We start from the raw sequence: 24919 nt of genomic DNA, 5'->3' as shown, positions 1-24919 counted from the left end.
GTACTCTCCCCTGAAGCGGATGGCCACGTGGTCGTGGTTTGTCCCTGCTCAGGTGCCCTCTGATGACCCGGTCGTGGCTCCTGAGAAGTGGACTTCGCGGCGCCAGGGTGCCGTCGAGATGTTGAAGTTGCATGGCCGTGCGGTTGCGGTCGTGATTGCTTGTGTCTTGTTGGCGCAGGTCCAGATGATCCTTGTTTCGGTGATGGTTTCTGAAGGCTCGCAGGCGACGTTCGAGGAGCGGTCGGTGACAATCGCGGTGTTGACGATTGTCGCGGTGGCGGGTTTAAGTTTCTTCGGTTGGATAGCGGAGGGTACGAGCGATGCGCTGACGGATTTGGCGGCGTCTCGGACGGTGAACTCGGTGCGGATGTCGTTGACGTCTCGGCTGGTGGGGGCGATTCCTACGTCGCTGACGCCGGGCCAGGTGCTGAACACGGTGGATGCTGATTCTTATCAGATGGGCGAGTTGAAGCAGTTAACCAACTGGCCGGTGATGATGTCGTCCTATCTCGTGGGTACGGCAATTGCGGTTGGGTTTTTGCAGCCGTGGTTGGGGGTGCTGACGTTGTTGGCGGGTGTGTTGACGGCGGTGGCAACGCTGGCGACGGCTCGACCTTTGGCACGGGTGGCAGCGAGGCGTCGAGAAGCGGAGGGACATGCAATGTCCCTGGCAACGGACCTGGCGCAGGGGTCGCGGGTGGTGAAGGGCTTGGGCGCGGTGGATGCGTCGACGGAGCGCTTTGAGGTGGCTACGGGTAAGGCGCTGCGGGTCATGCTCGTCGAGGCGCGGCTGACGGGGTGGTTGACGTTGGTGCGGCAGTTGGTGCCGACGGCGTCGATAATCGGGATTCTGGTGGCGGCGATGCTCATGGCTCGAGATGGGATGATGAGCCCGGCAGGGTTGGTCACGGCGTCGTTGCTGGTGCCGCCGGCATTGATGTTCCTGGGCTACTCGTTGAGTTTCGCGGTGGATTATTGGTCTCGAGGCCTAGTGTCCGCCCAGCGTATTCGTGATTTGGTGGGCGATTTGGAGGTTCCGCAAGCACCGCAGAATTCGAGTCAGCCTCTTCCGGCTAAGGGACTCACGGTGTGGTCGGCGACGTCGGCGGCGGGAGTTGAGAAGATCCGCACCCGCCTCGATGAGTTGGAGCACCTGGGCAGCGCGGACGTCATCGTGGCTCCGCACACGGTGGCCGTGTTTGAAGGCTCATTGGCCGACAATATCGATGCCCTGGGTACGAGCTCACCGGACAAGGTGCAGGCTGCTCTCACGGCCGCGGCTTGCGGCGACATCATTACTCGCCTCGGTGGGATGGATGGGGGAACGCTGCCGGATTCGCCGATCGGCGAGGCGGGCCTCAACCTGTCCGGTGGACAGAGACAACGCGTGGCGCTGGCGCGTTGGCTGGTCCGCGACCCGGATGTGTTGGTGTTGGATGAACCAACGACGGGCTTGGACGCGGTGACGCTGGATACGGTGGCGCAAAGTGTGTCCCGTCTGCGGCGGGAACGGTCGACGGTAGTGGTGACGACCTCGGCTGCATGGATTGCGGTCGCTGATTCGGTGGAGGATTTCGGATGACAACCTGGCAATTGAGCGACCGGGAGGATGCGCTCGCGCCGGCGAGCTTGCGGCAGTCCCTCGCGATGGTGCGGACGCTGCCATCCAGCCCGCGGTGGACGTGGTACCTCGGGACGGGCGTCATCGTCGGCCTGACGGTGGGGGCGATGGCCGCTTCGGCCTCCTTACTCGGTCGGACGGTCGATCTTCTCGATGAGCCGATGAGCAGTTTCCTCTGGCTGCTGATCGCCGTGGGCGTGGCCATGTTGGTGGAGACGGCTGGCCGGGCGGTCACCGGCTGGTTTCTCCTCGCGCGCACCCGCATGTTGTCGGTGGACCTGCGCCGGGCCGCCTTGTCATCGGTGTTGCGGGCGCCGGTGCCGGACGTCCTGGAACTGGGCACGGGCACGGTGATCACGCGGCTAACTCATGATATCGACACGGTCGTGCGGGTTGCGTCGACCGTGGGAGTGCGTTTGGTGCTCACCGTTTTCATGTTCCCCGTCACCCTCATTGCGTTGCTGATCATCCGCTGGGAGTTTATTTTCCCGTTGGCGCTCATGGTGGTCGTGATCATCCCCCTGCTGAAGTCGATCCTGCCGCGCATGCCCCAGGCCGCGAACATCGTGTCCACCGCGGAGGCCCGCCGCAATGCAGTGCTGTTGGATACGGTGCGCAGCTTGCCGACGCTGCGAGCCCTCCGCTTGGGTTCCTGGTCCCTCGACCGCACGCGCCAGGCTTCCTGGGCTGCGGTCCAAGCCCAGGCTGATCGCGCTCCACTCTTCGTGCGTCTGTTGGGCTACGGCAACATCGCCTACGTCACCTTGTTGGCTGGCACGTTGGGGATCGCTTTGTGGCTGGTCACCACCGAACAGATCAGCCTCGGCGCGGCCACAGCAGCGGTAGTCCTCGTCGTCCGCCTCGAAGGGCACGTTTTCAACGTTCTCTTCTTCGCCGGCGAAATCCAGGAGGCCAGCACGTCCCTCGGCAGGGCTGTCGCCCTGGTCAACTTAGTGCGTGACGACGAACGCGTGTCCCCAGCCGATCTCACCTCCGCGCCGACAATCACGATTGACAAGCTCGGTTTTTCTTACCCGGGTGGCGCGGCCATCCTCCCCGATATTTCTGTCACTTTGCCCGCCGGTTCCACGACCGCCCTGGTTGGGGCTTCTGGCGCGGGGAAGTCCACGCTGGCCGGTCTCATCGCGGGTCTGCAGCGCCCTAACACGGGTCGCATCATCATTGATGGGATCGACACCGCTGAAGTCGATGATGCCTGGACCACCCGGCAGGTCACCCTTCTCACCCAGGACGTCCACCTGTTTAGCGGTCCTCTGCGGGAGGACCTGCGCATGGCTTCCGCCGACGCCAGCGATGAGCAGCTCCTGGAAGCCTTGGCCGCCACGGGACTGAAGCCTGGATCGGCCGCGTGGGCTCGGAACTTGCCCGCTGGGCTGGATACTCCGGTTGGCGCCGGGGCGGAGCCACTTCCGCCGGAGGCGGCCCAACAGGTGGCGTTGGCCCGCATTATTTTGCGGGATCCGCCGGTGCTCATCATGGACGAAGCCACGTCGGAAGCAGGCAGCGATGATGCGCGGGCACTGGAAGAGGCCGCCAGCGCCGCGGCCCGCGGGAGGACCAGCCTCATCGTTGCCCACCGGTTGGATCAGGCCGTGAAAGCCGATCGGATTCTCGTCATGGACTTGGGGCGGATTGTGGAAAGCGGTACTCACGCCGAGCTGGTTGCCGCGGGAGGGCGCTACGCCGAGCTGTACTCCCGCTGGGAGGGTCACAACGGCGGCGACATGTGATCTCGGGTACAAAAGAAGGTATGAGTACCTACGCCGATGATCCCCGTTTCCCCGGACCCGACCCCTACGCACCGCTGAAGGATCTGCCCTCCTTCACTCTCACCTCCACCGATTTTCAGGACGGAGACGAGCTAGGGGAGTCCCTGCGGGCCCCCGCGAGCATCTCCCCGCAGCTGTCGTGGTCGGATCTGCCGGAAGGCACGAAGTCGATTGCCATCACCTGCTTCGACCCGGATGCTCCCACCGGGTCGGGATACTGGCACTGGGCGGTGTTCAACATCCCCGTCTCCGTCACCGAGTTGGCCTCAGGTGCCGGTTCCAGTTCGGATCTGGGAATTGAGGGAGTGGTCACCCTCGCCGGCGATAGCGGAGAAAAGGCCTACTACGGTCCCTACCCTCCGGAAGGCCATGGGCCGCACCGATACCTGTTTGCGGTGCATGCCGTGGACGTCGACAAGCTTGACATCGATCCGGACTCCACCGCAACGGTGCTGGGCTTCAATCTGTACTTCCATTCGCTCGGCCGGTCCATTGTTTGGGGTTGGTCTGAAACCACGTAGGCGACCAAGTAGGCTCTACAGGCTATGAGCACAAAGCAGAATCAGCCTGAGCCCGTCTTCCGAGTCCCGCTGGCACTTCGAGTCGGCGGAGCCTTCATGGCCTTGGCGCTGGCACTGCTGGTCTTCACCGTCATCGCCGTGTTCAGCGACGGCTGGGGTCAGCCCTATGACGTCACCGGGCGCATGCTCGTCCTGTTGCTCGCTGCGGCGATCCTCGGGGCGTTTGCCACGATTCGAAAGGATCAAGCGTCGGGGCGTTCGCAGATTATCGCCCTCATCGTGGCAGTGGCCTTGGTGGTGGTGGCCCGCTTCATCCCCAACGAGTCGATCTACCGGATGCCGCAATACCTGCTCGCCATGTACGCCGTGTTTGCGCTGTTCTGCGCGCTGATCATCCGGAGATCGCTCATCCCAAAGGACTAGCTGCTACTGCTCAGACAAGATCGATGAGCGCCATTCCAAGCCGGAGCCAATGGCCTCAGTGATGTTGCTGAGACCATGAGCGTGGATCTGAGCCGCGATGCCGCGGTGGATGTTGCGGATCCAGTCGGGGCCGCCGTAGATCAACCCGGTGTAGCCCTGCAGAAGGGTCGCCCCGGCGGCGATCCGCTCCCAGGCCTGCTCGGGAGTAGTGATGCCGCCGACGGAAATGAGCACCAGTTGATCCCCGACGCGGGAGTAGAGGCGCTGGAGGACTTCTAACGAACGGGCCGCGACGGGCGGGCCCGAGATGCCGCCCGCTCCTAGGGCCTCGACCTTGGCGGCCGGAGTAACCAGGTTCTCCCGGGAAATGGTGGTGTTCGTTGCCACGATGCCCGCCAATCCCAGCTCGAGGGCCAAATCGGCCACGGCGTCGACGTCCTCGTCGCTGAGGTCCGGAGCGATCTTGACCAACACCGGGGCAGAGGTCGACTCCTGAACTGCCGCCAAAATGGGGCGCAGTGACTCCACGGCCTGCAGGTCACGCAGGCCGGGGGTGTTCGGGGAGGAGACGTTGACCACGAGGTAGTCGGCCAAGTTTCCCAGGAGGGTGGCCGAGCGACGGTAGTCATCGACAGATTCTTCCACCGGCACCACCTTGGTCTTGCCGATGTTGATACCGATGACGTCGTCGTAGCGGCGGCGCCGGAGATTCTGGGCTACCTCGGCCGCACCGGCATTGTTGAAGCCCATGCGGTTGAGGATCGCGTGATCGTCTCGGAGACGGAACAGGCGGGGCGTGGGGTTGCCTGCCTGCGGAGAGGCGGTGACGGTGCCGAGCTCGGAGTAGCCAAAGCCGACGGCCGTCCACGCATCGGCGGACGTGGCGTTTTTATCAAAACCCGCCGCCAGCCCGAGAGGTCGGGGAATGGTGCGGCCGAAAACCTCTTGGGCGAGGACCGGATCATGGACGGGGACGACTTTGCCCAAGACGCGGTTGGCCGGTCCCACCGACTGCAGGACGGAAAGTCCATTGTTGATGAGGCCGTGGATCCGCTCCGGGCGGAGGGTGAACATGGCCTTGAGGGCCACCTGGTAAGCAGAGGTACGCAAGGACACTTAGGCTCCTTCGAGGTCGTCGATGATCTGCAGACCGTCGCCGGACGCAGAAGCGACGACGACGGTGCCGGTGGGCAAGACGACAAGGTGGTGGGCATTGGCAATCGTGGACAGGGAGATCTCTTCCTCCGGGACACCCTGGGCGATGGAGAACCCGGTGAGGGTGTTCGTGGCGGTGGAGGTGATCAAGGCCAGGTCGCGGCCCGAATCCCAGGCCACGCCCCAGGGGCTGTCATCAACCGGGTGCGTTTGGTGGAGTCGGATGACGTCGGTAGCCGTGTAGATGGCGATCTGGTCACCCATCGTGTCGGAGGCGACGACGAGGCCGTCCTCCCCGCCGGCGATCTGGCCCAGGCCGACGCCGACGCGCAGCGTGCCGCCTTGGGCCTTCTTCTCCCAGTGGATGTCCTGGATCGTGGTGTTGGGAAGGTTGGTGCGCACCGCAACGTCCGCGGCACCGTTCACCGGGACGGTAAGCAGCTGGGTGGTGGGGCCGGCCACAGTGATCACCTCCGGGTCTTCGCCGTCGCGATACACAGCGACCTTGTCGGTGTCCGCGCTACCCGCGATGAGCTCACCGGTGCCGGTGAGGGACGCAGAGGCGACCGGGGCGATCTCGCTAACGGCGATGGTGGTGACGGTGGTGGGCACTGCGGCGTCGATAAGCATCACTTCATCCCCGCACGCCAAGACGAACGTGTCGCCGGTGGCGGTGAGGTCGGCGCAGGAATCCGGGACCTCGAACGAGGTGGCGGAACCGGCGTCGAAGGCGGCGACGGTGCCCACGACCAGGCGTGCGCCGGAACGCAGCCCGAGGACATCGCCCGCTAACTCCATGTCAGAGATCTCGGCGTAATCGGAGGGTAGGTCGATAACGCGGCCCGCCGGATTCTCCGACGCCGGGGAAACCGTGGCTACCGCATTGCCCATCTCCGGTCCCGGCTCGGGGGAGGAACCCACCTGGCAGGCGCCGAGAAAAAGGGAAGTGGCGGCCACTGCCGCCAGGGCTGTCACACGTCCGGATTTCACAAGTGTTCAGCCTATCAGGGGCCCTATCGGGAGACGTCGTCTAGCGCCTTCGTGATGGCACGGGGGAGGTGAGTGTCGGCGGCGTTGAGGAGTTCGGTGAGCTGCGCCGGGGTCGAGGCGCCGACAACGGTGGAGGCGACCCCCACTCGATCACGCGCCCACGCCAAGGCCACGACGGCCGGCGGGAGGCCCAATCCGTGGGCCGCGGTAGCGACGGCGTCGACCACGGTGTCCGATTTCGTACCCAATAGCGCATGGACCTCGGCGCGGGCCGAGCGGGGGACGTCCGTGCGGTAGCGACCAGCCAGCACCCCGCGGGCCAGGGAAGCCGCCGCAATGACCCCGACACCAAGGTGCGTGGCCGCAGGCAACAACTCCTCCTCAATGCCGCGGACAAGGAGCGAGTACTCGTGCTGAGTGGCCACGATCCGACCACCTGCCAGGGACTGGGTGACGGCAAGCTGCCAGCCGCCGTAGTCCCGAACCCCGGCGTACCGGGCACGACCAGTGCGCACCGCCCAGTCCAGGGTGTCCGCCACCTCGGCCGGGGGAGTCTTCTCATCCCAATAGCCGACCGACCAGAGATCCAGGTGATCAGTGTCCAATGCCCGCAGGGTCGAATCGAGCTGCGCGATGAGCGAACGTCGAGAGCAATCCACGCGGCGGCCAACCGGGGAATGAGGGTCGACGCCGGCGGAGGAGGAGAGCAGAATCTCTTCGCGGGGAATACCCGTCGTGTGCAACACCTCAGCCAGCAGGGCTTGCGCGGCGCCCGCCCCATACGCTGGTGAACTATCCACCAGGGTGCCACCGGATTTAAGAAAAATGCCCAAAAGTTCGGTGGCATCCTCCCGGGTGGTGGACTGCCCCCACCGGGCGGTTCCCAACCCGATTTCGGACACGCGCAATCCGCTGACACCCACAAGTCGCTGCTTCACTCGGTCCACAGTAGTAGTAGCGTTAGCCCGATGATTGAATTGACGCATGCGGCGGCGGCTGCAGACAACATGAGTTGGATTCAGGTTATTGTCCTGTCAATCGTGCAAGGTCTCACCGAGTTTCTGCCGGTAAGCTCCTCCGGGCATTTGCGGATCGTTTCCCAGTTGTTCTGGGGCCAGGACGCCGGAGCATCGTTCACGGCCGTGGTGCAGTTGGGCACGGAACTAGCCGTTCTGGTGTTCTTCGCGCGGGACATCTGGCAGATCCTCACCGGCTGGTTCCGCGGGCTGTTTAATAAGGAGCTGCGCGGCTTTGATTACCGCATGGGGTGGATGGTCATCGTTGGCACCCTGCCCGTGGCCATCATCGGCTACCTGGGCAAAGACATCATCCGCGAGGGCCTGCGCAACTTGTGGATCACCGCCACCGTGCTCATCGTCTTCTCTTTCGTGTTCATCCTCGCGGAAAAGTACGGCAAGAAGCAGCGTTCCTTTGATGAGCTGAATATGAAGGACGCCATCATCATGGGCTTCGCGCAGTGCCTCGCCCTCATCCCGGGTGTGTCGCGTTCCGGCGGCACCATCTCCGCGGGTCTGTTCCTTAACTTGGACCGCGAGGTAGCCACTCGCTTTAGCTTCCTGCTCGCCATCCCCGCCGTGCTGGCGTCTGGCCTCTTCTCGCTTCCCGATGCCTTCGCCCCGTCCGCTGGCCAGGCCGCCAGCGGCTCCCAGCTACTGCTCGGGGTGGGAATTGCCTTCGTCCTGGGTTACGCCTCGATCGCCTGGTTGCTGAAGTTCGTCTCCAACCATTCCTTCGCGTGGTTCGCCGCCTACCGCATCCCCGTCGGCCTGCTCGTCATGGCTTTGCTGGCGTTCGGTGTCTTGCAGCCCGTATAGAGTGTGAGTCATGCGTTCTTGGCCCACCCCCGTTGTCCCGCGTATCGACGCCGCCGCGGGTCCCACCGTCCCACTCACTCTCTACGACACCGCCGACGAGGCTATTCGCCCCGTCGGCGGTGTGAAAGACGATGGCAGCATCGGCATGTATGTCTGCGGAATCACTCCTTATGATTCCACCCATCTCGGGCACGCCGCGACGTATCTGACCTTCGATCTCATCCACCGCCAGCTGCTAGACAATGGCCACGAGGTCCACTACGTCCAGAACATCACCGACGTCGATGATCCGCTGTTCGAACGCGCCGAGCGCGATGGCGTGGATTGGCGCGACCTCGGCAACAGCCAGATCGATCTTTTCCGCTCCGACATGACGGACCTCTCTGTCATCCCGCCGCGGGACTATATCGGCGCGATGGAATCCATCGATGAGGTCATCGACTTGGTGCAGCGGTTGCTGGATAGGGGAGCGGCCTACGTGGTCGACGACCCCGAGTACCCGGACGTCTACGCCTCCATTACCGCGACGAAGCAGTTCGGCTACGAGTCCAACTACGACCGCGCGACGATGGATGAGCTCTTCGCCGAGCGCGGTGGGGATCCGGACCGGGCTGGCAAGCGTGACCCGCTTGATGCCCTCGTCTGGCGGGCGCACCGCGATGGCGAACCCGCCTGGGAGTCGCCTTTCGGGCCCGGTCGCCCCGGTTGGCACATCGAATGCTCGGCCATCGCCACGAATCGGTTGGGGGAGAGCTTCGCCATCCAAGGCGGCGGCAGTGATCTCATTTTCCCGCACCATGAGTTCTCGGCGGCCCACGCCGAGGCCGGTCTGGGGAGTGAGCGCATGGCTGGGCACTACGTCCACTCCGGCATGATCGGCCTCGACGGGGTGAAGATGAGCAAGTCTTTGGGCAACCTCGTTTTCGTTTCCAAGCTCACCGCCGCGGGCGTCGATCCTTCCGCGATCCGGCTCGGTGTCTTCGCCTCGCACTACCGCGCCAACCGGGATTGGTCCGACACGATCCTCGACACCGCCACGGCGCGGCTTGACACCTGGCGCCAGGCTGTTGCCCACGCTGGAACCCTGGACAGCGCGCGAGCGCTGGTCCAGGACCTCCGCGCGCACCTGGCGGCGGACGTGGACACGCCGGGGGCACTCGCGAACGTCGATAAGTGGGCGAGTGAGCCCCGCGGCGATGACGAGGACGGCGCAGCGGAACTCGTGACTACTGCCCTGGATTCCCTCCTGGGAGTGCGGCTTTAGCCATTTTCGGCCACAATGGCCAGCATGACCATTCGCGCTGAGTTTCAACCAGCTGTAGACGAGTTCATTGCTACGTTGACCGACTTTTCCACCGGAAGCTACCTCAAGGACGAAGACAAAGAATTCTGGGAGCAGCCCTTCGACCCGGCGGTCCTGCCGGAATTGCGGGGCATCCTGGAAAAGCTGCTGGACGGCCTGGACGCCCTGCCCGCCGATCCCACCTCGGAGCTATTGGTCGCGGTGGTGAACAAGACGGTCGGAGATCTTGAGACGTTCAACACAGCCCACCACGATGCCGTGCTGGAGCCCGAGGAAAAGGCTGAGCTCAACCAGATTATTCGTGATGCCTCCGCAGCAACCGGCGCCGAGGATGAGGCGTTGGCGGATCTGCCTGAGCTAGATTAAGCCGCATGCTCAAAGCAATATTCTGGGACATGGACGGCACCCTCGTGGACTCGGAGCCACTGTGGGGGATCGCCACCTTCGAACTCAGCGAACGGCTGGGGCGGCGGCTCACGCCTGAGCTGCGGGAGACGACCGTCGGCGGTAGTGTGCGGCACACCATCGACGTGTGCGCCGAGTACGCGGGCGTGCAATTGTCAGAGGCGGACTACGTCACCCAACGCCGGATCATCTACGACCGGATGGCAGAACTCATGTCTGAACAGCTGGAACCCAACCCGGGTGTCCAGGAGCTACTGGGTCAGTTCAGCGCAGCTGGTGTCCCGATGCTGGTAACCACCAACACTGAACGGGAACTGGCCGATCCTTCCATCGCGGCGGTCGGTGCCTCGTATTTCACCGGTTCCGTCGCCGGGGATGAGGTCACCCACCCCAAGCCGGCGCCCGAGATGTACCTGGAGGCGGCTCGCAGAGTCCAGGCCGATCCCGCCGATTGCCTGGTGTTCGAAGATTCCTACGCGGGAATGACCGCTGCCCGGGCCGCCGGATGCCGAGTCATCGGGCTCGCCGATGCTGGTCCGGACGGGGTGACGTTGCTCAAAGATGTGCACGGGGAGACCACCTTTGCGGGGGTCACTGCTGAAAAAGTCTGCGACTGGTTCGCGCGCCTGCCGGGGTAGTGGGCTACTCTAATCGCCGTGAAGAACTTTGACTCTCTCTACGCCGAATTGTCCGCCCGCGCGAAGGACCGCCCCGAAGGTTCCGGCACCGTCGCTGCCCTCGACGCGGGTGTGCATCATATTGGCAAGAAAGTCATCGAGGAGGCCGGCGAGGTGTGGATCGCCGCCGAATACCAGTCCGATGAAGAGCTCGCGGAGGAAATGTCGCAGCTGATTTATTGGACGCAGGTCATGATGGTCGCCCGCGGCCTCAACCCGGACGACATCTATAAGTACCTCTAGGAGCCTTTCGCCACCATGATTAAAATTGCTGTGCCCAATAAGGGCTCATTGTCCGAAGCTGCCGTCGAGATTCTCGCGGAGGCCGGATATAAAGGCCGCGGAGATTCCAAAGCCCTCGCCGTGTTTGATACCTCCAATGACGTGGAGTTCTACTTCCTCCGCCCCAAAGACATCGCCATTTACGTCGCCGCCGGCATGCTCGACTTGGGTATCACCGGGCGCGACCTAGCCCGCGATTCCCGCGCTGAGGTCCAGGAAGTTCTCTCGCTCGGCTTCGGAGGTTCGACCTTCCACTACGCCGGTCCCGCCGACGAGGAGTGGCGCATCGAGGATCTGGCGGGCAAGCGCATCGCCACCTCGTACCCGAATCTGGTGCGCGACGACCTCGCCGCTCGCGGCATCGACGCTGAGGTTATCCGCCTCGACGGCGCGGTGGAAATCTCCATCAAGCTGGGCGTGGCCGATGCTATTGCCGACGTCGTGTCCACCGGCAACACGCTGCGCCGACAAGGTTTGGCTACCTTCGGCGAGCCGCTCGTGGATTCGGAAGCCGTCATCGTCTCCCGCGCCGGCACTGAGCTCACGGCCGACGAGCGCGTTCTCCTCGCCCGCATCGAAGGCATCCTGCACGCGCAGAACTACCTCATGCTCGACTACAACATCACCCGTGATCGCCTCGACGAAGTCTCCCGCGTCACCCCGGGCCTGTCCGCCCCGACCGTCTCGCCCCTGGCGCGCGAAGACATGGTCGCCGTCCGCGCTTTGGTACCCCGCGTCCGCGCCAACGACATCATGGACGAGCTTTCCCAGCTCGGAGCCCAGGCAATCCTGGCTACCGAACTGCGAATCGTGCGTATTTAGTTACGTTTCTTCTCGCTTATCGACGTCCGTCCGTCCCCACCGCACCGCAGAAAAAATCTGCGGTGCGGTGGTTTCTGTTTTGGGGCTAGCATGGAGTCAAACACGATTCTTTCCTGTACGGAATACACCCAATCCCAGAGGAGATGCTCACACATGGCAAAAACGACTAAGGCACAGCCGAAGTCCGAGAAAGAAGCGAAAGACGTCAAGGAACACAATTCCACTGCCGTCGCCCGCGCCACCCGCACCGAGGAAGACCTGCTCGGCCACATGGAGGTTCCTGCGGACGCCTACTACGGCATTCACACCTTGCGCGCCATGGAGAACTTCCAGATCTCCCGCACCCAAATCAACGATGTGCCCGAGTTCATTCGCGGCATGGTCCAGGTGAAGAAGGCAGCCGCGATGGCCAACCGTCGCCTGCACACCCTGCCCGCCAAGAAGTACGAGGCGATCGTGTGGGCCTGTGACCAGATCCTCGATGAGGGTCGCTGCATGGATCAGTTCCCCATCGACGTGTTCCAGGGTGGTGCCGGCACCTCGCTGAACATGAACACCAATGAAGTGGTGGCCAACCTCGCTCTGGAGTACCTGGGTGAGCCGAAGGGCGCCTACGACATCATCAACCCCAATGACGATGTCAACATGTCGCAGTCGACCAATGACGCGTACCCCACGGGTTTCCGCCTCGGCGTCTACACCGCCATGACCACGCTCATCGAGGAGATTGATCTCCTGCAAAAGGCCTTCCATGAGAAGGGCCGCGAGTTCCAGGACATCCTCAAGATGGGCCGCACTCAGCTGCAGGACGCCGTCCCGATGACCCTGGGCGATGAGTTCAACGCCTTCGCCCACAACCTCGCCGAGGAACAGGCCGTCCTCCGCCACGCCGCCGACCGCCTCCTCGAGGTCAACCTCGGCGCCACCGCCATCGGCACCGGAGTGAACACGCCGGCAGGCTACCGCCACCAGGTCACCGCCTCCCTGGCTGAGGTCACCGGTCTGGACCTCAAGTCCTCCATGGACCTCATCGAGGCGACCAGCGACACCGGCGCCTACGTCCTCGCCCACTCGGCCGTCAAGCGCGCCGCCATGAAGCTGTCGAAGATCTGCAACGATCTCCGCCTGCTGTCCTCCGGCCCGCGCGCCGGCCTCAATGAGATCAACCTGCCCCCGCGCCAAGCTGGCTCGTCCATCATGCCGGGCAAGGTCAACCCCGTCATCCCCGAGGTGGTCAACCAGGTCTGCTTCAAGGTCTTTGGCAATGATCTTGTGGTGACGATGGCTGCTGAGGCCGGTCAGCTGCAGCTCAACGTCATGGAGCCGGTTCTGGGCGAGGCCCTGTTCCAGTCCATCCGCATCCTCGGCAACGCTGCCCGCGGACTGCGCGAGAAGTGCGTCGTGGGCATCACCGCTAACCCGGAGGTGTGCCGCATGTACGTGGAAAATTCCATCGGCATCGTGACCTACCTCAACCCCATCATCGGCCACCACAACGGTGACATGGTGGCGAAGGAAGCCACGATCACCGGGCGTTCCGTCAAGGACATCATCTTGGAGCGCGGCTTGATGGAGGAAGAGGAACTGAACAAGGTCCTCAGCGTAGAGAACCTCATGCACCCCCAATTCCGCGGTACGTTGTACCTCGATTCATAAAATTCCCAACGATACGGGAATAGAATCCGGATAGAAACCCTGTCCACTTGTGTTATTACCCACACAAGTGGACATTTCTATGCGCCCGGCCGGATACTTGAAGGAGTTGCCCAACTCAATAAAGGAAGGATTGGCCCACATGTTGTTGGTCCTCCAAATCCTCATCGTCCTCGGCGCCATCGTCCTCGGTGCCCGCCTGGGTTCGATCGCCATCGGCTTCGCCGGTGGCCTGGGTGTCCTCTTGCTCGCCGCCACCGGCGTCACCGTCACCGCAGAGGATATTCCCTTCGATGTCATCGGCATCATCATGTGTGTTATCGCCGCCATCGCCGCTATGCAGCGCGCCGGCGGCATGGATTACCTCGTCCACCTGGCCGAGAAGTTCCTTCGCCGCAATCCCAAACAAATCACCCTATGGGCCCCGGTCGTCACCTGGGCCATGACCGTGTTCGCCGGAACCGGCCACACCGCCTTCTCGACGCTCCCCGTTATCGTTGAGGTCGCCAAAGAAGGCAACGTCCGCCCCTCCCGCCCGTTGTCCGTCGCCGTCATCGCCTCCCAGATGGCGATCGTCGCGTCGCCCATCTCCGCTGCCGTGGTCTTCATGGCCTCCATCTTGGAGCCACTGGGCGTGAGCTACCTCCAACTGTTGGGCATCATGATCCCCGCCACCTTCCTGGCGATCTTCCCGACAGCCTTCCTCGCCAACCACCTCGGTCGCGATCTTGACGACGACCCCGTCTACCAAGACCGTCTAGCCAAGGACCTCGTCCGCAAGCCCATCGGGCAGGCTGCCTGGACCCCGCCCAAGGGCGCCAAGGCCTCCGTCTGGGTCTTCCTTGTGGCCATCGTCGGTGTCATGCTCTACGCCACTGCCATCTCCGAGCAGGTCGGCCTCATCACCGATCCGTCACTGCCGCGCAACGAAGCCATCATGTGCATCATGCTGGCCGCTGCCACCATCATCGTCCTCATTACCAAGATCCCGGCCGATGAGATCATCAAGACCCAGGTCTTCCGCTCCGGCATGTCTGCCGCGGTCTGTGTCCTCGGTGTTGCCTGGTTGGGCACCACGATCATCAACCACTACATCGAGAACATCCAGGTTCTGGCAGGCGACATCCTACAAACGAGCCCCTGGCTGCTGGCCGTGGTCCTCTTCTTCGCCGCCGCACTGCTGTACTCGCAGGCCGCCACCGCCAAGGCCCTCATGCCGGCCGCCCTGGCCATCGGCGTCAGCCCGCTCACTGCCATCGCGGCGTTCCCGGCCGTGTCCGCACTCTTCGTCTTGCCGACTTACCCGACCTTGCTGGCCGCCGTCGAGATGGACGATACCGGCTCCACCCGCATCGGCAAGTACGTCTTCAACCACCCGTTCCTGCTCCCTGGCGTCGTGTGCATCACGATCTCCGTCATCCTGGGCTACATCCTCGGAGCGATCATCCTCTAAAACCACATTCGAACTGTGATCTGAGGAACTGACTGCCCACCAGCCACTAGGCTGGTGGGCATGGTCTTATCTGACGTCGATATTGCACAAGCTCACACGCTTGAACCCATTACCGATATAGCGGACAGGGCGGGTATCGATCCTGCAGCTCTGACCCTATTTGGCAACACCAAAGCCAAGGTAGACATCACCCAACTCGTTGACTCACCCGCCAACGGCAAACTCATCCTAGTCACCGGGATCTCCCCAACACCCGCAGGCGAAGGCAAATCCACCGTTCTCATTGGCCTGTCCGACGCCATGACCCGCCTGGGGCACAAGGCCGCCGCCGCGCTCCGTGAACCCTCCCAGGGACCGGTCATGGGAATCAAAGGCGGCGCTGCTGGTGGTGGATATTCCCAGATCGTTCCCATGGAGGACATCAACCTCCACTTCACCGGCGACTTTCACGCCATCGCCGCCGCGAACAACACCCTCGCCGCACTCATCGACAACCACATCCACCAGGGCAACGACCTCAACATCGATCCCCGCCGCGTGTCCTGGCAGCGCTGTCTCGACGTCAACGACCGCGCCCTACGCAACGTCAACACCGGCCTGGGCGGCCCGGCTCACGGCATTCCCCGAGAAACAGGCTTCACCATCACCGCCGCATCCGAGATCATGGCCGTGCTCTGCATGGCAACGGACTTAGAAGACTTCAAACAGCGAGTTCGCGACATCACGATCGGCTTTACCTACGACAACCAGCCAGTCACCGCCGGCCAACTAGGTGCTGAAGGTGCGTTGAGCGCCCTAATGATAGACGCCCTCAACCCCAACCTCGTCCAGACGCTCGGCGGCACCCCCGCCTACATCCACGGCGGTCCCTTCGCCAACATTGCCCACGGATGCAACTCCCTCATCGCCACCCGCGTGGCACTACAGCACGCCGACATCGTTCTCACCGAGGCAGGATTCGGCTCCGACCTAGGGGCAGAGAAGTTCTTCGACATCAAAGCCCGCTACGGCAACCTCGATGTCAACGGCGCCGTCATCGTCGCGACGATCCGCTCGCTCAAATACAACGCTGGCGTCCCGCTCGATGAACTCAAAGAAGAAAACCTCGAGGCCCTCAAGGAGGGTGTCTCCAACCTGGCCCGCCACGTCTCCAACACCCAGCAATTCGGCGTCACGCCAGTGGTGGCACTCAACCTATTCACGTCGGACACCGTCGCTGAGCGAGAGTTCATGCGTGAGTGGGCTAAAGGTTTCCAGGTGCCCTTGGCCGAGGTCAATGTCTGGGCGGAAGGTGGAGCTGGTGCTGAGGACCTGGCCCGCGCCGTTGTGGACAACCTTCGATCGGGGTCAACGCCCCTGTATGACCCGCAGTTGGGCATTGAGAAGTCGATCGAGACCATCGCCAAGCGGATCTACCGCGCAGGGGAGGTGGAGTATTCCCCGCGTGCTCGCAAAGACCTCGCCATGATCAAGGCAAACGGGTGGGACAAGCTCCCGGTCTGTATCTCCAAGACGCAGTACTCATTCAGCGACAACCCGAGGGAACTTGGTGCTCCGGCAGGGCACACCCTTCACATCCGAGAGCTCCTGCCGCGAACCGGAGCCGGATTCGTTGTCGTCCTCACCGGAGACGTGATGACGATGCCGGGCCTGCCGAAGAAGCCTGCAGCCGACAACATCGACATCACGGCAGATGGAAAGATCTCCGGCCTGTTCTAAGAGTCATCCACCTTCATATACGACGCCGGTCTCCAGTGCAGTTGATGTCTACCGCACCTCCCGATCCTTAAATCGGGAGGTGCGGTCTATTTGGCTAACGCCGACAACTTGCCAGGTGATTGCGGGATTCGGCAGTCCGCTGGAAAGTTGCCTCACACCTCTTGCGATATTCGATTGCGTGTTCTACTATTGACGTTAGAACACGCAGGCGACACACGAGGGGGTGAACACACGTGACCATGGACATTGTCTTCCCGAACACACCGATCGAGGTGATCGACCCTTTCCGGGTCGCCCCGGTGCGCCCCGACCCCGAGCACTACTACGCGGTTAGTTGCCCTCATGATCCTGTTGCCCGCCAGGGCACCCAGTTACGTAAGCAGGACTATCAGCTGTGGCAGTCCTCCTTACCCGGCGATGAAGACGACATCGACCTTGTCCTCGCTCGTTTACGGCGCTCTTTGGGGCGGGGGGATAGCTTCCTGATGTCGGCGATCAATGCCCACCATCGCCTGCAGGAACTCCCGAAGCTTAAACAGGTCCAGGAGACTCATTTTCATCTTGATCTTCTGCGACTGAAAGCGATCGATAGTGTCTTGTGCAAGGCAGACACCACCGTCCTGGAGCATGTGGATCTCATTGATACCGAATTAGCGGAGTTTCTCACTCCAACCCGGGCTAATCAGGTCTTGCCGACGGTGGGGGCGATCAAGAAGCGTCTCAACGCGATCATCATCATGCTTGATGAGTCGATTTCTTCGGAGGATCCTGCCCCGGCCCCTGCTGATAGTTTCTCTATCTCTTATACCGATGGCAGAGGCGTTGTGCATGCTGATCTTGATGGGGTCACTGCCCACGAGATTGATCTCCGGGTACGTAACTATGCACTTGCTCATGGAGTCAGTCACGCCGAAGCGTTGTGTGCGTTGATCAAAGGGGAAGGCTCCACGACGGTGACGATTAACCTGTATCGGGCATCGGATATTCCTGGTGCCCCGGGGTGGGTGTCTGGGGTGGGGTACTTAAGGAGTAAGCGCACCCACGATTTGATGGAGTTGGCGAATAAGGGGGTGGATATGGATGCGATCCGGGAAAAGGTGTCGGCGGCGTATTCCACTCCGTCGGATATTCGTTCGTTGATTACCGGATTGGACGGGACGTGCGCGATGGGTGGGTGTGATGCACCAGCACACCGGGCACAGATGGATCATCGGATTAATCATGCTGATGGCGGGCCCACCAGTGCGGAGAACCTGGTGGCGTTGTGTGTGAAGCATCATGCGATGAAAACTGATCGCCGAGTCTTCTATGTCCTCGATCCGGCGACGCGGCAGAAGTTCTTCCTATTTGAGGATGGTACGTGGGCGGAGTCAGAGGGGGATGGCCCGCTGGCTGCTAGTGAGCGGCGGTGGATGCAGACGGTGTCGCAGCGAATTGCGAAGCGGCGGGCAAGGATCAGGTCGGAGTCCCAGGCCCAGCGGGCGGAGGAAGTGGAGCGGGAGGGGCCGCCACCGCCACCACCTCCGGAGGAACCACCACCGTTCTAGCTTTCCGAAGGCTGAAGGCTGGATGTGCTATGCCCTTACCCGAAAATCACACTGTACGACGCCATCGAGACAACGAGAAATCTACCCAGGCTGCTTCTGAATTCTCTTCGCTACAACCGTGCACACAATCGCTGCCAAAGCAATGGACACGATCCAGTCGATGATGGTGGGCCACTCAACCAGAAGATCAATAAGTAGTCGTGCCGCAATCGTAACGGCCAGCGCGACTATAGCAATAGTGAGTCCACCGTGGTCCTGCATCAATCGTTTCATGGATTCCTTCACGTTCGGCTTCTTTGTGCGAAACCTTATCCTACCCAAAAATCAGCGACCCAGGTGCATTTTTTGGCGCTTATTGGCCACGTGCCCGGGAGAAAAGGTCCGTAAACACTAGGTAGTGGAACGGGTTCCAGGTTGTCCTCAACTCTGTGCCTGCTGTGCGAGGAGAATTCCTGATGTTGTGGCGACCAAGGCAAATGCGATTGATAGGGCAGTTGCGCCCCTCACTAGTGCAACAAGTGACATCGCAGAGAGAAGGGATGCTAGGTGATTCCCTCCCAGCCCAGAGAGTTACCCAGGCCGAAATGAAGAGAATGAGGAGTGGTAGCCAAATGTTCCAGAGGTCTCCTCATAGAGTGTGGTTAGAGTCAGGAACCAGAGGTGGTTTCTGGAGTACCTGGCCATCCTGGATACTCCGGGGGAGTGCCACCAAACTCGGGGCATAAGGATTGGAAGGAGCACCATCCGCAGAGCTTCGAGGTTTGTGGACGAAATCGTCCGGATTGGCCGTCGGCGGTGATTTTCGCCCAAAGATCGGCGAGGTCACGTTCAAAGTATTCGAGCTCCTCCTTGGAGGGCTGGAGGAACATTGAATCAAGGACCTTGATGTACATCAATCGCAGCTGGTGGGGGATAGTTCCATGGAGACGCCAGTACACGAGGGCGTAGAAACGCATTTGGAATTGGGCATCATGGGACCAGCGGGGCTGGGGCTTCTTGCCCGTCTTGTAGTCGACGACGCGAACTTCGCCGGTGGGGGCGATGTCGACTCGGTCGATGAAGCCTCGCACCGGTACGCCGTTGGGTAAGACGGTGTTGACGTACATTTCGACGGCGTGGGCGTCGAAGCCCTGCGGGTTCTCCATTTCGAAGTAGCCGCGCAACAGGCTGCGGCATTCGATGAGGAAGTCCATGAGTTGGTCGTCGGGGACGAGCTGGGAAAGCTCATCATCCGCGGAGCACATCCCGGCCCAGGTTGGCTTGAGTTGCTTGACCGCTGCGGGATAGGTGCGCTCTTCTCGGGCGAGACCATGCATGTTTTCGAGCACCGCATGCACCAGTGTTCCTTTGACCTGAGCCAGTGTTTTCGGTTCCGGGAGGCGGTCGATGGCCCGGAAGCGGTAGAGGAGGGGGCACTGCTTGTAGTCGGAAGCTCGGGAGGGCGACAGGGCAAGTGGTCGAGGAGTGCTCATGATGCCTCACACCCTAGCCGTGGCACAGTGGTGGGTATGAACCAGACTTCAGATTTCCTTGACTTTATTGCGTCGTCGCCGAGCTCGTTCCATGCAGCGGAGGAGGTGGCGAGGCGGCTGGAAGAGGCAGGCTTCCACCGGCAAGATGAACAAGAGGCGTGGAATGCTGAGGCAGGGGGTCACGTCCTCGTGCGCGGAGGTGCGGTGATGGCGTGGTGGGTTCCGGAAGGTGCGGGGCCGCAGGCGGGTTTCCGCATCATTGGCTCACACACTGATTCACCTGGCTTTACGCTCAAGCCTCGGCCGGAGATTGGTGCGAGCGGCTGGCAACAGGCAGGCGTGGAAGTCTATGGCGGGCCAATTTTGGCGTCGTGGCTGGATAGGGAGCTGAGCTTCGCTGGGCAGATCGTGTTGGCGGATGGCTCTCAACGGTTGGTTAACACGGGACCCATCGCCCGCATTCCTCATTTGGCGATCCACCTGGATCGCTCGAGCGAGTTGAAGTTGGATCGTCAACAGCACATGCAGCCGGTGGTCTCGACCACCGGGGCGACGGTGCTGGACGCAGTGGCGGAGGCTGCGGGCGTCGATAAGCATGATATTTACGCACACGCCCTGATCACTGTGGATGCCCAAAAAGGCGACGTTTTTGGGGCGGATATGGAGCTTATCGCCGCCGGACGTATGGACAACTTGTCTTCGGTGCACGCGTCACTAGTGGCCTTCCAGCGGGCAATCGCTTCCGGCGATGCCGGCGATGATGTCCTCGTCCTCGCTGCGTTCGACCATGAGGAGATCGGATCGGCGTCGACGACTGGGGCGGCGGGCCCGATTCTCGAGCAGGTTCTCAGCCGAACTGCCGACGCGCTGGGTGCCACGGCGGACGAGTTTCAGCGAATGCTGCGGCGCTCATTCTGTGTTTCGGCCGACGCGGCCCATTCGGTGCATCCGAACTATGTGGGGAAGCATGACCCGGCTCATCAGCCGATCATCGGGAAGGGCCCGGTGACCAAAATCAACGCCAACCAGCGGTATGCCTCGACGGCAGTCACCGTGGCCAGGTGGGAGCATGCCTGCCGGTCGGCGCGCGTGCCGTCGCAAGTGTTTGTCGGAAACAACGACGTGCCCTGCGGATCGACCATTGGCCCCATCACCGCGACGCGCCTGGGTATCCCCACGGTTGATGTCGGGGTGCCGCTGTTGTCGATGCACTCGGCACGCGAACTGGCCGGCGTCCGCGACCAGCTGTGGTTCGCGGACGCGCTTGAGGCATACTTGATCAATCATTAATCCCCACGTGAGGAGCACTTCCCCCATGGCCTACTCCGGCCCGTTTCAACCCGGCGACCGAGTCCAACTCACCGACGCCAAGCGTCGGCACTTCACCCTGATTCTTCAGCCGGGTGCGAAGTTCCATTCTCACAAGGGCATCGTCGAACATGATCAGATCATTGGCATGGATGAGGGGTCGGTGGTGCGCTCGACTCTCGGGGCGGATTATCTGCTGTTTCGGCACCTGATGGTTGATCACGTGCTGTCGATGCCTCGCGGGGCAGCGGTTATCTACCCGAAGGACTCCGCGCAGATCATCCTCGAGGGTGACATCTTCCCCGGCGCCAGGGTGCTGGAAGCGGGAGCCGGATCGGGCGCGTTGTCCATGAGCCTGCTGCGTGCCATTGGTGAAAACGGCCAGCTGATTTCCTACGAGATCCGCCAAGATCACCTCGATTACGCCATGTCGAACGTGGATGAGTTCTTCGGGGGGCGGCCCGCAACCTGGGACCCGCGCCTGGGCGACCTCACGCAGGTGACTGTGGAGGACCTCGGCGGGCCGGTGGACCGCGTCGTGTTGGACATGCTGGAGCCGTGGGAATGCCTGCCTGTTGTCCGCGACGTCCTGATTCCCGGTGGAGTGTTCATGACTTACGTGGCTACGGTTCCGCAGCTGATGAAGGTCATGGAGGGTATCCGGGAGCTGCAGTGCTTCACCGAGCCGAAGGCCTGGGAATCGCTGGTGAGGGAATGGAAGGTCGAGGGCCTGGCCACCCGACCGGAGCATCGCATGAATGCCCACACGGCGTTTCTCATTTGGGCTCGGCGCCTGGCTGATGGGGTGACGCCGCCTCGCCCGCAACGTCGCGCGCGCAAGTAGGCGGCTGATTACAGTAAGGGTATGGAATCAGCCGACACCACGTCACTTAAGCGCGAACTGCAGACCCTGGGGACTCGTAACGCCAAGCTAGCCCAGTTACTCAAGGCGTCGCGGGACAAGCTCCAGGACTTGCAGGGGCAAATTGACGCGCTCGCGGAGCCAGCCTCGACCTATGGGGTCTTCCTCGATCATGGGGAAAAGGGACGGGACGCGGAGGTGTTCACCGCTGGGCGGCACATGCGGTTGAAGATTTCGCCGAATGTCGCGCCGGAGGCTCTGGTTCCGGGAACGTTGGTGCGGCTGGGGGATGGCGCCATTGTGGTCGAGGCCTGCGGCTTCACCGACACGGGGGAGCTGGCGATGGTGACGGAGCGGGTGACCACGACGAGGGCATTGGTGACCACCCATAACGGCGATGAGCGCTTGATTCGGCTGGCCACACCACTGCTTGATACGGCTCGAGCGGGAGATACTCTCCTCGTCGACACCAAGGCTGGTTTCGCCTTCGAGCGGATCCCCAAGACCGAGGTGTCGCAGCTGTCCCTGGAGGAAGTTCCGGACGTCACCTACGAGGACATTGGCGGCCTCGATGAGCAGATTGATCAGATCAAGGACGCCGTGGAGCTGCCGTTTTCCCATCCGCAGCTCTATCGCGATTATCAGCTTCATCCCCCCAAGGGCGTGCTTCTCTATGGCCCGCCGGGGTGCGGCAAGACGCTCATTGCTAAGGCGGTGGCGAATTCGCTGGCTACCCGGGTGGGAGATGGCTCCGCCAGCTACTTCCTCAACGTCAAGGGTCCGGAGCTGCTGAATAAGTTCGTCGGCGAGACCGAGCGCCGCATCCGCCTCATCTTTGAACGCGCCCGGGAGCTGGCCAGTGATGGGCGCCCGGTGATCATCTTCTTTGATGAGATGGAGTCGATTTTCCGCACGCGAGGTTCGGGCGTGTCCTCCGATATGGAAACGACCGTCGTGCCGCAGCTGCTCACCGAGCTCGATGGCGTGGAAAACCTGTCCAACGTCATCATCATCGGCGCCACCAACCGTGAGGAGCTCATCGATCCCGCGTTGCTGCGCCCCGGTCGACTCGATGTGAAGATCAGGGTTCAGCGGCCCACTCGCGACGGTGCGTTGGATATCTTCCGGCGTCATCTCACCGTTGATGTGCCGCATGCGGCACCGGTGGAGGAGTTGATTGAGGTGGGCGTCGATAAGCTCTTTGAACCCCGGCCTTACGTGGAGCTGACCCTCGTCGATGGACGGGTGGAAACGCTGTATTACTCGGACTTTGTCTCCGGCGCGATGATTGCCAACATCGTCGACCGGGCGAAGAAGCTGGCCATCAAGGATCACCTGGCGGGGACGAACACCGCTGGTGTGACGGCGCAACACCTCACCGAGGCTGTCCTCGCTGAGCATCACGAAAGCGAGGACCTGCCGGACACGGCGAACCCTGATGTGTGGAGTCGGATTACCGGGCGCCATGGATCTCGGGTCGTGGAAGCCCGTGTGGTGGGCTGACGTGGATTAGGGTGATGGGCATGACTCGTTTCATGGGAACGGAAATTGAATACGGGATCTCCACCCCCGCTGATCCGGGGTTGAGTCCCATCGTCACGTCGACTCATGCGGTGGTGGCCTATGCGGCGATGAATACCGGGGCGCGTTCGCGGTGGGACTATGAGGAAGAATCGCCGTTGAAGGACACACGCGGCTTTGACCTGCGGAGATACCACACTGTTCCCGTGGTCGATCCCGATGCGGTGGGCATCGCCAATGTGGTGACGGCCAATGGCGCGCGCTTCTACGTCGATCACGCCCACCCCGAGTACTCCTCACCGGAGTGTTCCAATGCCTATGACGCGATGGTCTACGACGCCGCCGGCGATCTCATTCTGCTCAAAGCGGCTGCCGATGTGGCGGAGTTGTACGAGGAGGGCGTGTCCATCCTCAAACATCACGATCCTTGCCCGCCGTTGAAGTTTTATAAGAACAACGTCGATGGCAAGGGCGCGTCCTATGGGGCGCACGAGAACTATCAGTACTCGCGGCAGACGGATTTCGATGTCCTCGCCCAGGCGCTCATCCCGTTCTTTGTCACGCGCAACATCATTATCGGTGCTGGTCGCATCGGCATCGGTGAGTCGGGGGAGCGGGAGGGGTTCCAGATTTCGCAGCGGGCGGATTACTTCTTCCAGGAGGTCTCCCTGGAGACGACGCTCAACCGCGGCATCATCAACACCCGCGACGAGCCGCACGCCAACGCGGTGAAGTTCCGTCGCCTGCACACCATCGTCGGCGATGCGAACATGTCGCAGTATTCGACCTTCCTCAAGCTGGGCATGACCAAGCTGGTCATCGACGCGATTGAGAACGGCGTGGACTTCTCCGATCTGCGGTTGCGCGATTCCGTCGCCGAGTTGAAGAACGTCTCGCATGACCTGAGCCTCACTCACTCCTTGCTGCTTCGCGACGGCCGCGAGCTCACCGCCATCGACATCCTGCGGGTCTACCTCTCCCGCGTCTCCGCGGTCGATGAGGTTGATCAGCGCGTCATCGCGCTGTGGGGCGAGGTCCTTGACCTGCTGGCGGACGATCCGTTGAAGACGGCTCATCTGCTGGACTGGACGGCGAAGTGGTCCCTGATCAAGGGTTATGTTGATCGTGGGCTGAGCCTCTCCGACGCGAAGCTGCAGCTCATCGACCTGCAATACTCGGACATTGATCCGGCGAAGTCGCTGTATCATGCGCTCGTGCGCCGCGGCCGAATGCACACGCTGGCCGCGCCGGAAGAGATCGAGCGGGCAGCGACCACCCCACCTGCCGATTCCCGGGCGTGGTTCCGCGGAGCGGTGTCGGCGAAGTTCGGCGAGGATGTCATCGCTGCCTCCTGGCAGACCATGATCCTCAAGGTCGGCGATGTCTCCGCCCGCCTGGCCACCAATGACGTCGACGGCCTCACCCGGGAGCAGGTGGGCGCGATTATCGACGCCGCGGGCACCACCGCCGAGCTGCTTCACGGTCTGCAGGCGGTCGGCATCGAGCCGAACAACACCTACGTCACCCACCACAACAAATCCTGATTGAAAGGTTGTACCC

23 protein-coding genes are annotated in these 24919 nt (G+C 62.2%); 18 read left to right on the top strand and 5 right to left on the bottom strand.

Annotated features, from left to right (window positions below):
- Positions 1-19 precede the first annotated feature (19 nt).
- The 4 genes from CTEST_RS06660 to CTEST_RS06645 are packed head-to-tail and all read left to right on the top strand — an operon-like array spanning position 20 to position 4355.
- On the top strand, positions 20-1582 hold the full coding sequence (locus CTEST_RS06660) for an ABC transporter transmembrane domain-containing protein (RefSeq protein WP_047254279.1): 1563 nt from the start codon (positions 20-22) through the stop codon (positions 1580-1582).
- Positions 1579-3372, top strand: a complete 1794-nt coding sequence (locus CTEST_RS06655) for an ABC transporter ATP-binding protein (RefSeq protein ID WP_047253081.1) — start codon at positions 1579-1581, stop codon at positions 3370-3372. The genes CTEST_RS06660 and CTEST_RS06655 overlap by 4 nt, the downstream gene beginning before the upstream one ends.
- Positions 3373-3392: 20 nt before the next feature.
- Positions 3393-3932 carry a YbhB/YbcL family Raf kinase inhibitor-like protein gene (locus tag CTEST_RS06650; protein ID WP_047253080.1) on the top strand — a complete coding sequence of 180 codons (540 nt, stop codon included), beginning with the start codon at positions 3393-3395 and terminating at the stop codon, positions 3930-3932.
- 24 nt (positions 3933-3956) lie between these two features.
- On the top strand, positions 3957-4355 hold the full coding sequence (locus CTEST_RS06645; RefSeq protein WP_047253079.1) for a hypothetical protein: 399 nt from the start codon (positions 3957-3959) through the stop codon (positions 4353-4355).
- A 3-nt stretch (positions 4356-4358) separates the two neighbouring features.
- Here the strand turns inward: CTEST_RS06645 and CTEST_RS06640 are convergent, their stop codons facing one another.
- From CTEST_RS06640 to CTEST_RS06630, 3 genes are read right to left on the bottom strand one after another with little or no spacing between them, the layout of a single operon-like run.
- Positions 4359-5471, bottom strand: a complete 1113-nt coding sequence (locus CTEST_RS06640; RefSeq protein ID WP_083985473.1) for a quinone-dependent dihydroorotate dehydrogenase — start codon at positions 5469-5471, stop codon at positions 4359-4361.
- Entirely contained in the window at positions 5472-6500 is a 1029-nt protein-coding gene (locus tag CTEST_RS06635; RefSeq protein WP_201774801.1) for a YncE family protein, read from the bottom strand.
- Positions 6501-6523: 23 nt separating this feature from the next.
- Entirely contained in the window at positions 6524-7486 is a 963-nt protein-coding gene (locus tag CTEST_RS06630; protein ID WP_047253078.1) for an aldo/keto reductase, read from the bottom strand.
- Between CTEST_RS06630 and CTEST_RS06625 the strand changes: the two genes are divergently transcribed.
- The 10 genes from CTEST_RS06625 (at position 7469) to CTEST_RS06580 (ending at position 18196) form a co-directional block, all read left to right on the top strand.
- Positions 7469-8335, top strand: a complete 867-nt coding sequence (locus CTEST_RS06625) for an undecaprenyl-diphosphate phosphatase (protein ID WP_047253077.1) — start codon at positions 7469-7471, stop codon at positions 8333-8335. The two genes, CTEST_RS06630 and CTEST_RS06625, sit on opposite strands and share 18 nt — an antisense overlap.
- Positions 8336-8345: 10 nt before the next feature.
- On the top strand, positions 8346-9599 hold the full coding sequence (gene mshC / locus CTEST_RS06620) for a cysteine--1-D-myo-inosityl 2-amino-2-deoxy-alpha-D-glucopyranoside ligase (protein ID WP_047253076.1): 1254 nt from the start codon (positions 8346-8348) through the stop codon (positions 9597-9599).
- A gap of 24 nt (positions 9600-9623) precedes the next feature.
- Positions 9624-10004 carry a hypothetical protein gene (locus tag CTEST_RS06615; protein ID WP_047254276.1) on the top strand — a complete coding sequence of 127 codons (381 nt, stop codon included), beginning with the start codon at positions 9624-9626 and terminating at the stop codon, positions 10002-10004.
- Positions 10005-10009: 5 nt separating this feature from the next.
- A complete protein-coding gene (locus tag CTEST_RS06610) occupies positions 10010-10681 on the top strand; it encodes an HAD family hydrolase (RefSeq protein ID WP_047253075.1) in 672 nt (223 codons plus the stop codon).
- A gap of 18 nt (positions 10682-10699) precedes the next feature.
- A complete protein-coding gene (locus tag CTEST_RS13795) occupies positions 10700-10963 on the top strand; it encodes a phosphoribosyl-ATP diphosphatase (protein ID WP_047253074.1) in 264 nt (87 codons plus the stop codon).
- Positions 10964-10978: 15 nt separating this feature from the next.
- Positions 10979-11824, top strand: coding sequence for an ATP phosphoribosyltransferase (hisG, locus tag CTEST_RS06600; protein ID WP_047253073.1), 846 nt, complete (start codon positions 10979-10981; stop codon positions 11822-11824).
- 153 nt (positions 11825-11977) lie between these two features.
- Positions 11978-13480: an aspartate ammonia-lyase gene (aspA, locus tag CTEST_RS06595; RefSeq protein ID WP_047253072.1), complete on the top strand. Its 1503-nt coding sequence runs from the start codon at positions 11978-11980 to the stop codon at positions 13478-13480.
- A gap of 139 nt (positions 13481-13619) precedes the next feature.
- Positions 13620-14930: an anaerobic C4-dicarboxylate transporter gene (locus CTEST_RS06590; RefSeq protein WP_311775542.1), complete on the top strand. Its 1311-nt coding sequence runs from the start codon at positions 13620-13622 to the stop codon at positions 14928-14930.
- 60 nt (positions 14931-14990) lie between these two features.
- Positions 14991-16649: a formate--tetrahydrofolate ligase gene (locus CTEST_RS06585; protein WP_047253071.1), complete on the top strand. Its 1659-nt coding sequence runs from the start codon at positions 14991-14993 to the stop codon at positions 16647-16649.
- A gap of 239 nt (positions 16650-16888) precedes the next feature.
- A complete protein-coding gene (locus CTEST_RS06580) occupies positions 16889-18196 on the top strand; it encodes an HNH endonuclease signature motif containing protein (protein ID WP_236686165.1) in 1308 nt (435 codons plus the stop codon).
- Between the two features lie 81 nt (positions 18197-18277).
- On the opposite strand, the gene CTEST_RS06575 is transcribed toward CTEST_RS06580, so the two are convergent.
- A complete protein-coding gene (locus CTEST_RS06575; protein ID WP_144413238.1) occupies positions 18278-18481 on the bottom strand; it encodes a hypothetical protein in 204 nt (67 codons plus the stop codon).
- A gap of 362 nt (positions 18482-18843) precedes the next feature.
- On the bottom strand, positions 18844-19668 hold the full coding sequence (locus tag CTEST_RS06570; RefSeq protein WP_047253069.1) for a RecB family exonuclease: 825 nt from the start codon (positions 19666-19668) through the stop codon (positions 18844-18846).
- A 36-nt stretch (positions 19669-19704) separates the two neighbouring features.
- On the opposite strand from CTEST_RS06570, the gene CTEST_RS06565 reads away from it, so the two are divergent.
- Genes CTEST_RS06565 through dop form a run of 4 tightly spaced genes read left to right on the top strand, consistent with a single transcriptional unit; the run spans position 19705 to position 24903 of the window.
- Positions 19705-20958 (top strand): M18 family aminopeptidase, encoded by a 1254-nt coding sequence (locus tag CTEST_RS06565; protein ID WP_047254273.1) that lies wholly within the window; start codon positions 19705-19707, stop codon positions 20956-20958.
- Positions 20959-20983: 25 nt separating this feature from the next.
- Positions 20984-21820 (top strand): tRNA (adenine-N1)-methyltransferase, encoded by an 837-nt coding sequence (locus CTEST_RS06560; protein ID WP_047253068.1) that lies wholly within the window; start codon positions 20984-20986, stop codon positions 21818-21820.
- 21 nt (positions 21821-21841) lie between these two features.
- Positions 21842-23341 (top strand): proteasome ATPase, encoded by a 1500-nt coding sequence (gene arc, locus CTEST_RS06555; RefSeq protein ID WP_047253067.1) that lies wholly within the window; start codon positions 21842-21844, stop codon positions 23339-23341.
- Positions 23342-23361: 20 nt separating this feature from the next.
- A complete protein-coding gene (gene dop / locus CTEST_RS06550; RefSeq protein ID WP_047254272.1) occupies positions 23362-24903 on the top strand; it encodes a depupylase/deamidase Dop in 1542 nt (513 codons plus the stop codon).
- The last annotated feature ends 16 nt before the right edge of the window (positions 24904-24919 follow it).

This window comes from Corynebacterium testudinoris (assembly GCF_001021045.1).
Classification (GTDB): Bacteria; Actinomycetota; Actinomycetes; order Mycobacteriales; family Mycobacteriaceae; genus Corynebacterium; species Corynebacterium testudinoris.
This window is presented reverse-complemented; position numbering and strand designations above follow the sequence as displayed.

Excerpts from the sequence above, each read along its gene's own strand:
- aspA (WP_047253072.1), top strand. The coding sequence starts at position 11,978 with ATGGCAAAAACGACTAAGGCACAGCCGAAGTCCGAGAAAGAAGCGAAA.
- CTEST_RS06560 (WP_047253068.1), top strand. The coding sequence starts at position 20,984 with ATGGCCTACTCCGGCCCGTTTCAACCCGGCGACCGAGTCCAACTCACC.
- CTEST_RS06565 (WP_047254273.1), top strand. The coding sequence starts at position 19,705 with ATGAACCAGACTTCAGATTTCCTTGACTTTATTGCGTCGTCGCCGAGC.
- CTEST_RS06610 (WP_047253075.1), top strand. The coding sequence starts at position 10,010 with ATGCTCAAAGCAATATTCTGGGACATGGACGGCACCCTCGTGGACTCG.
- CTEST_RS06660 (WP_047254279.1), top strand. The coding sequence starts at position 20 with ATGGCCACGTGGTCGTGGTTTGTCCCTGCTCAGGTGCCCTCTGATGAC.
- CTEST_RS06570 (WP_047253069.1), bottom strand. The coding sequence starts at position 19,668 with ATGAGCACTCCTCGACCACTTGCCCTGTCGCCCTCCCGAGCTTCCGAC.
- CTEST_RS06580 (WP_236686165.1), top strand. The coding sequence starts at position 16,889 with ATGGACATTGTCTTCCCGAACACACCGATCGAGGTGATCGACCCTTTC.
- CTEST_RS06655 (WP_047253081.1), top strand. The coding sequence starts at position 1,579 with ATGACAACCTGGCAATTGAGCGACCGGGAGGATGCGCTCGCGCCGGCG.
- arc (WP_047253067.1), top strand. The coding sequence starts at position 21,842 with ATGGAATCAGCCGACACCACGTCACTTAAGCGCGAACTGCAGACCCTG.
- CTEST_RS06585 (WP_047253071.1), top strand. The coding sequence starts at position 14,991 with ATGGTCTTATCTGACGTCGATATTGCACAAGCTCACACGCTTGAACCC.
- mshC (WP_047253076.1), top strand. The coding sequence starts at position 8,346 with ATGCGTTCTTGGCCCACCCCCGTTGTCCCGCGTATCGACGCCGCCGCG.
- CTEST_RS06650 (WP_047253080.1), top strand. The coding sequence starts at position 3,393 with ATGAGTACCTACGCCGATGATCCCCGTTTCCCCGGACCCGACCCCTAC.
- CTEST_RS06630 (WP_047253078.1), bottom strand. The coding sequence starts at position 7,486 with ATGCGTCAATTCAATCATCGGGCTAACGCTACTACTACTGTGGACCGA.
- CTEST_RS06590 (WP_311775542.1), top strand. The coding sequence starts at position 13,620 with ATGTTGTTGGTCCTCCAAATCCTCATCGTCCTCGGCGCCATCGTCCTC.
- dop (WP_047254272.1), top strand. The coding sequence starts at position 23,362 with ATGACTCGTTTCATGGGAACGGAAATTGAATACGGGATCTCCACCCCC.
- CTEST_RS06625 (WP_047253077.1), top strand. The coding sequence starts at position 7,469 with ATGATTGAATTGACGCATGCGGCGGCGGCTGCAGACAACATGAGTTGG.
- hisG (WP_047253073.1), top strand. The coding sequence starts at position 10,979 with ATGATTAAAATTGCTGTGCCCAATAAGGGCTCATTGTCCGAAGCTGCC.
- CTEST_RS06615 (WP_047254276.1), top strand. The coding sequence starts at position 9,624 with ATGACCATTCGCGCTGAGTTTCAACCAGCTGTAGACGAGTTCATTGCT.
- CTEST_RS06645 (WP_047253079.1), top strand. The coding sequence starts at position 3,957 with ATGAGCACAAAGCAGAATCAGCCTGAGCCCGTCTTCCGAGTCCCGCTG.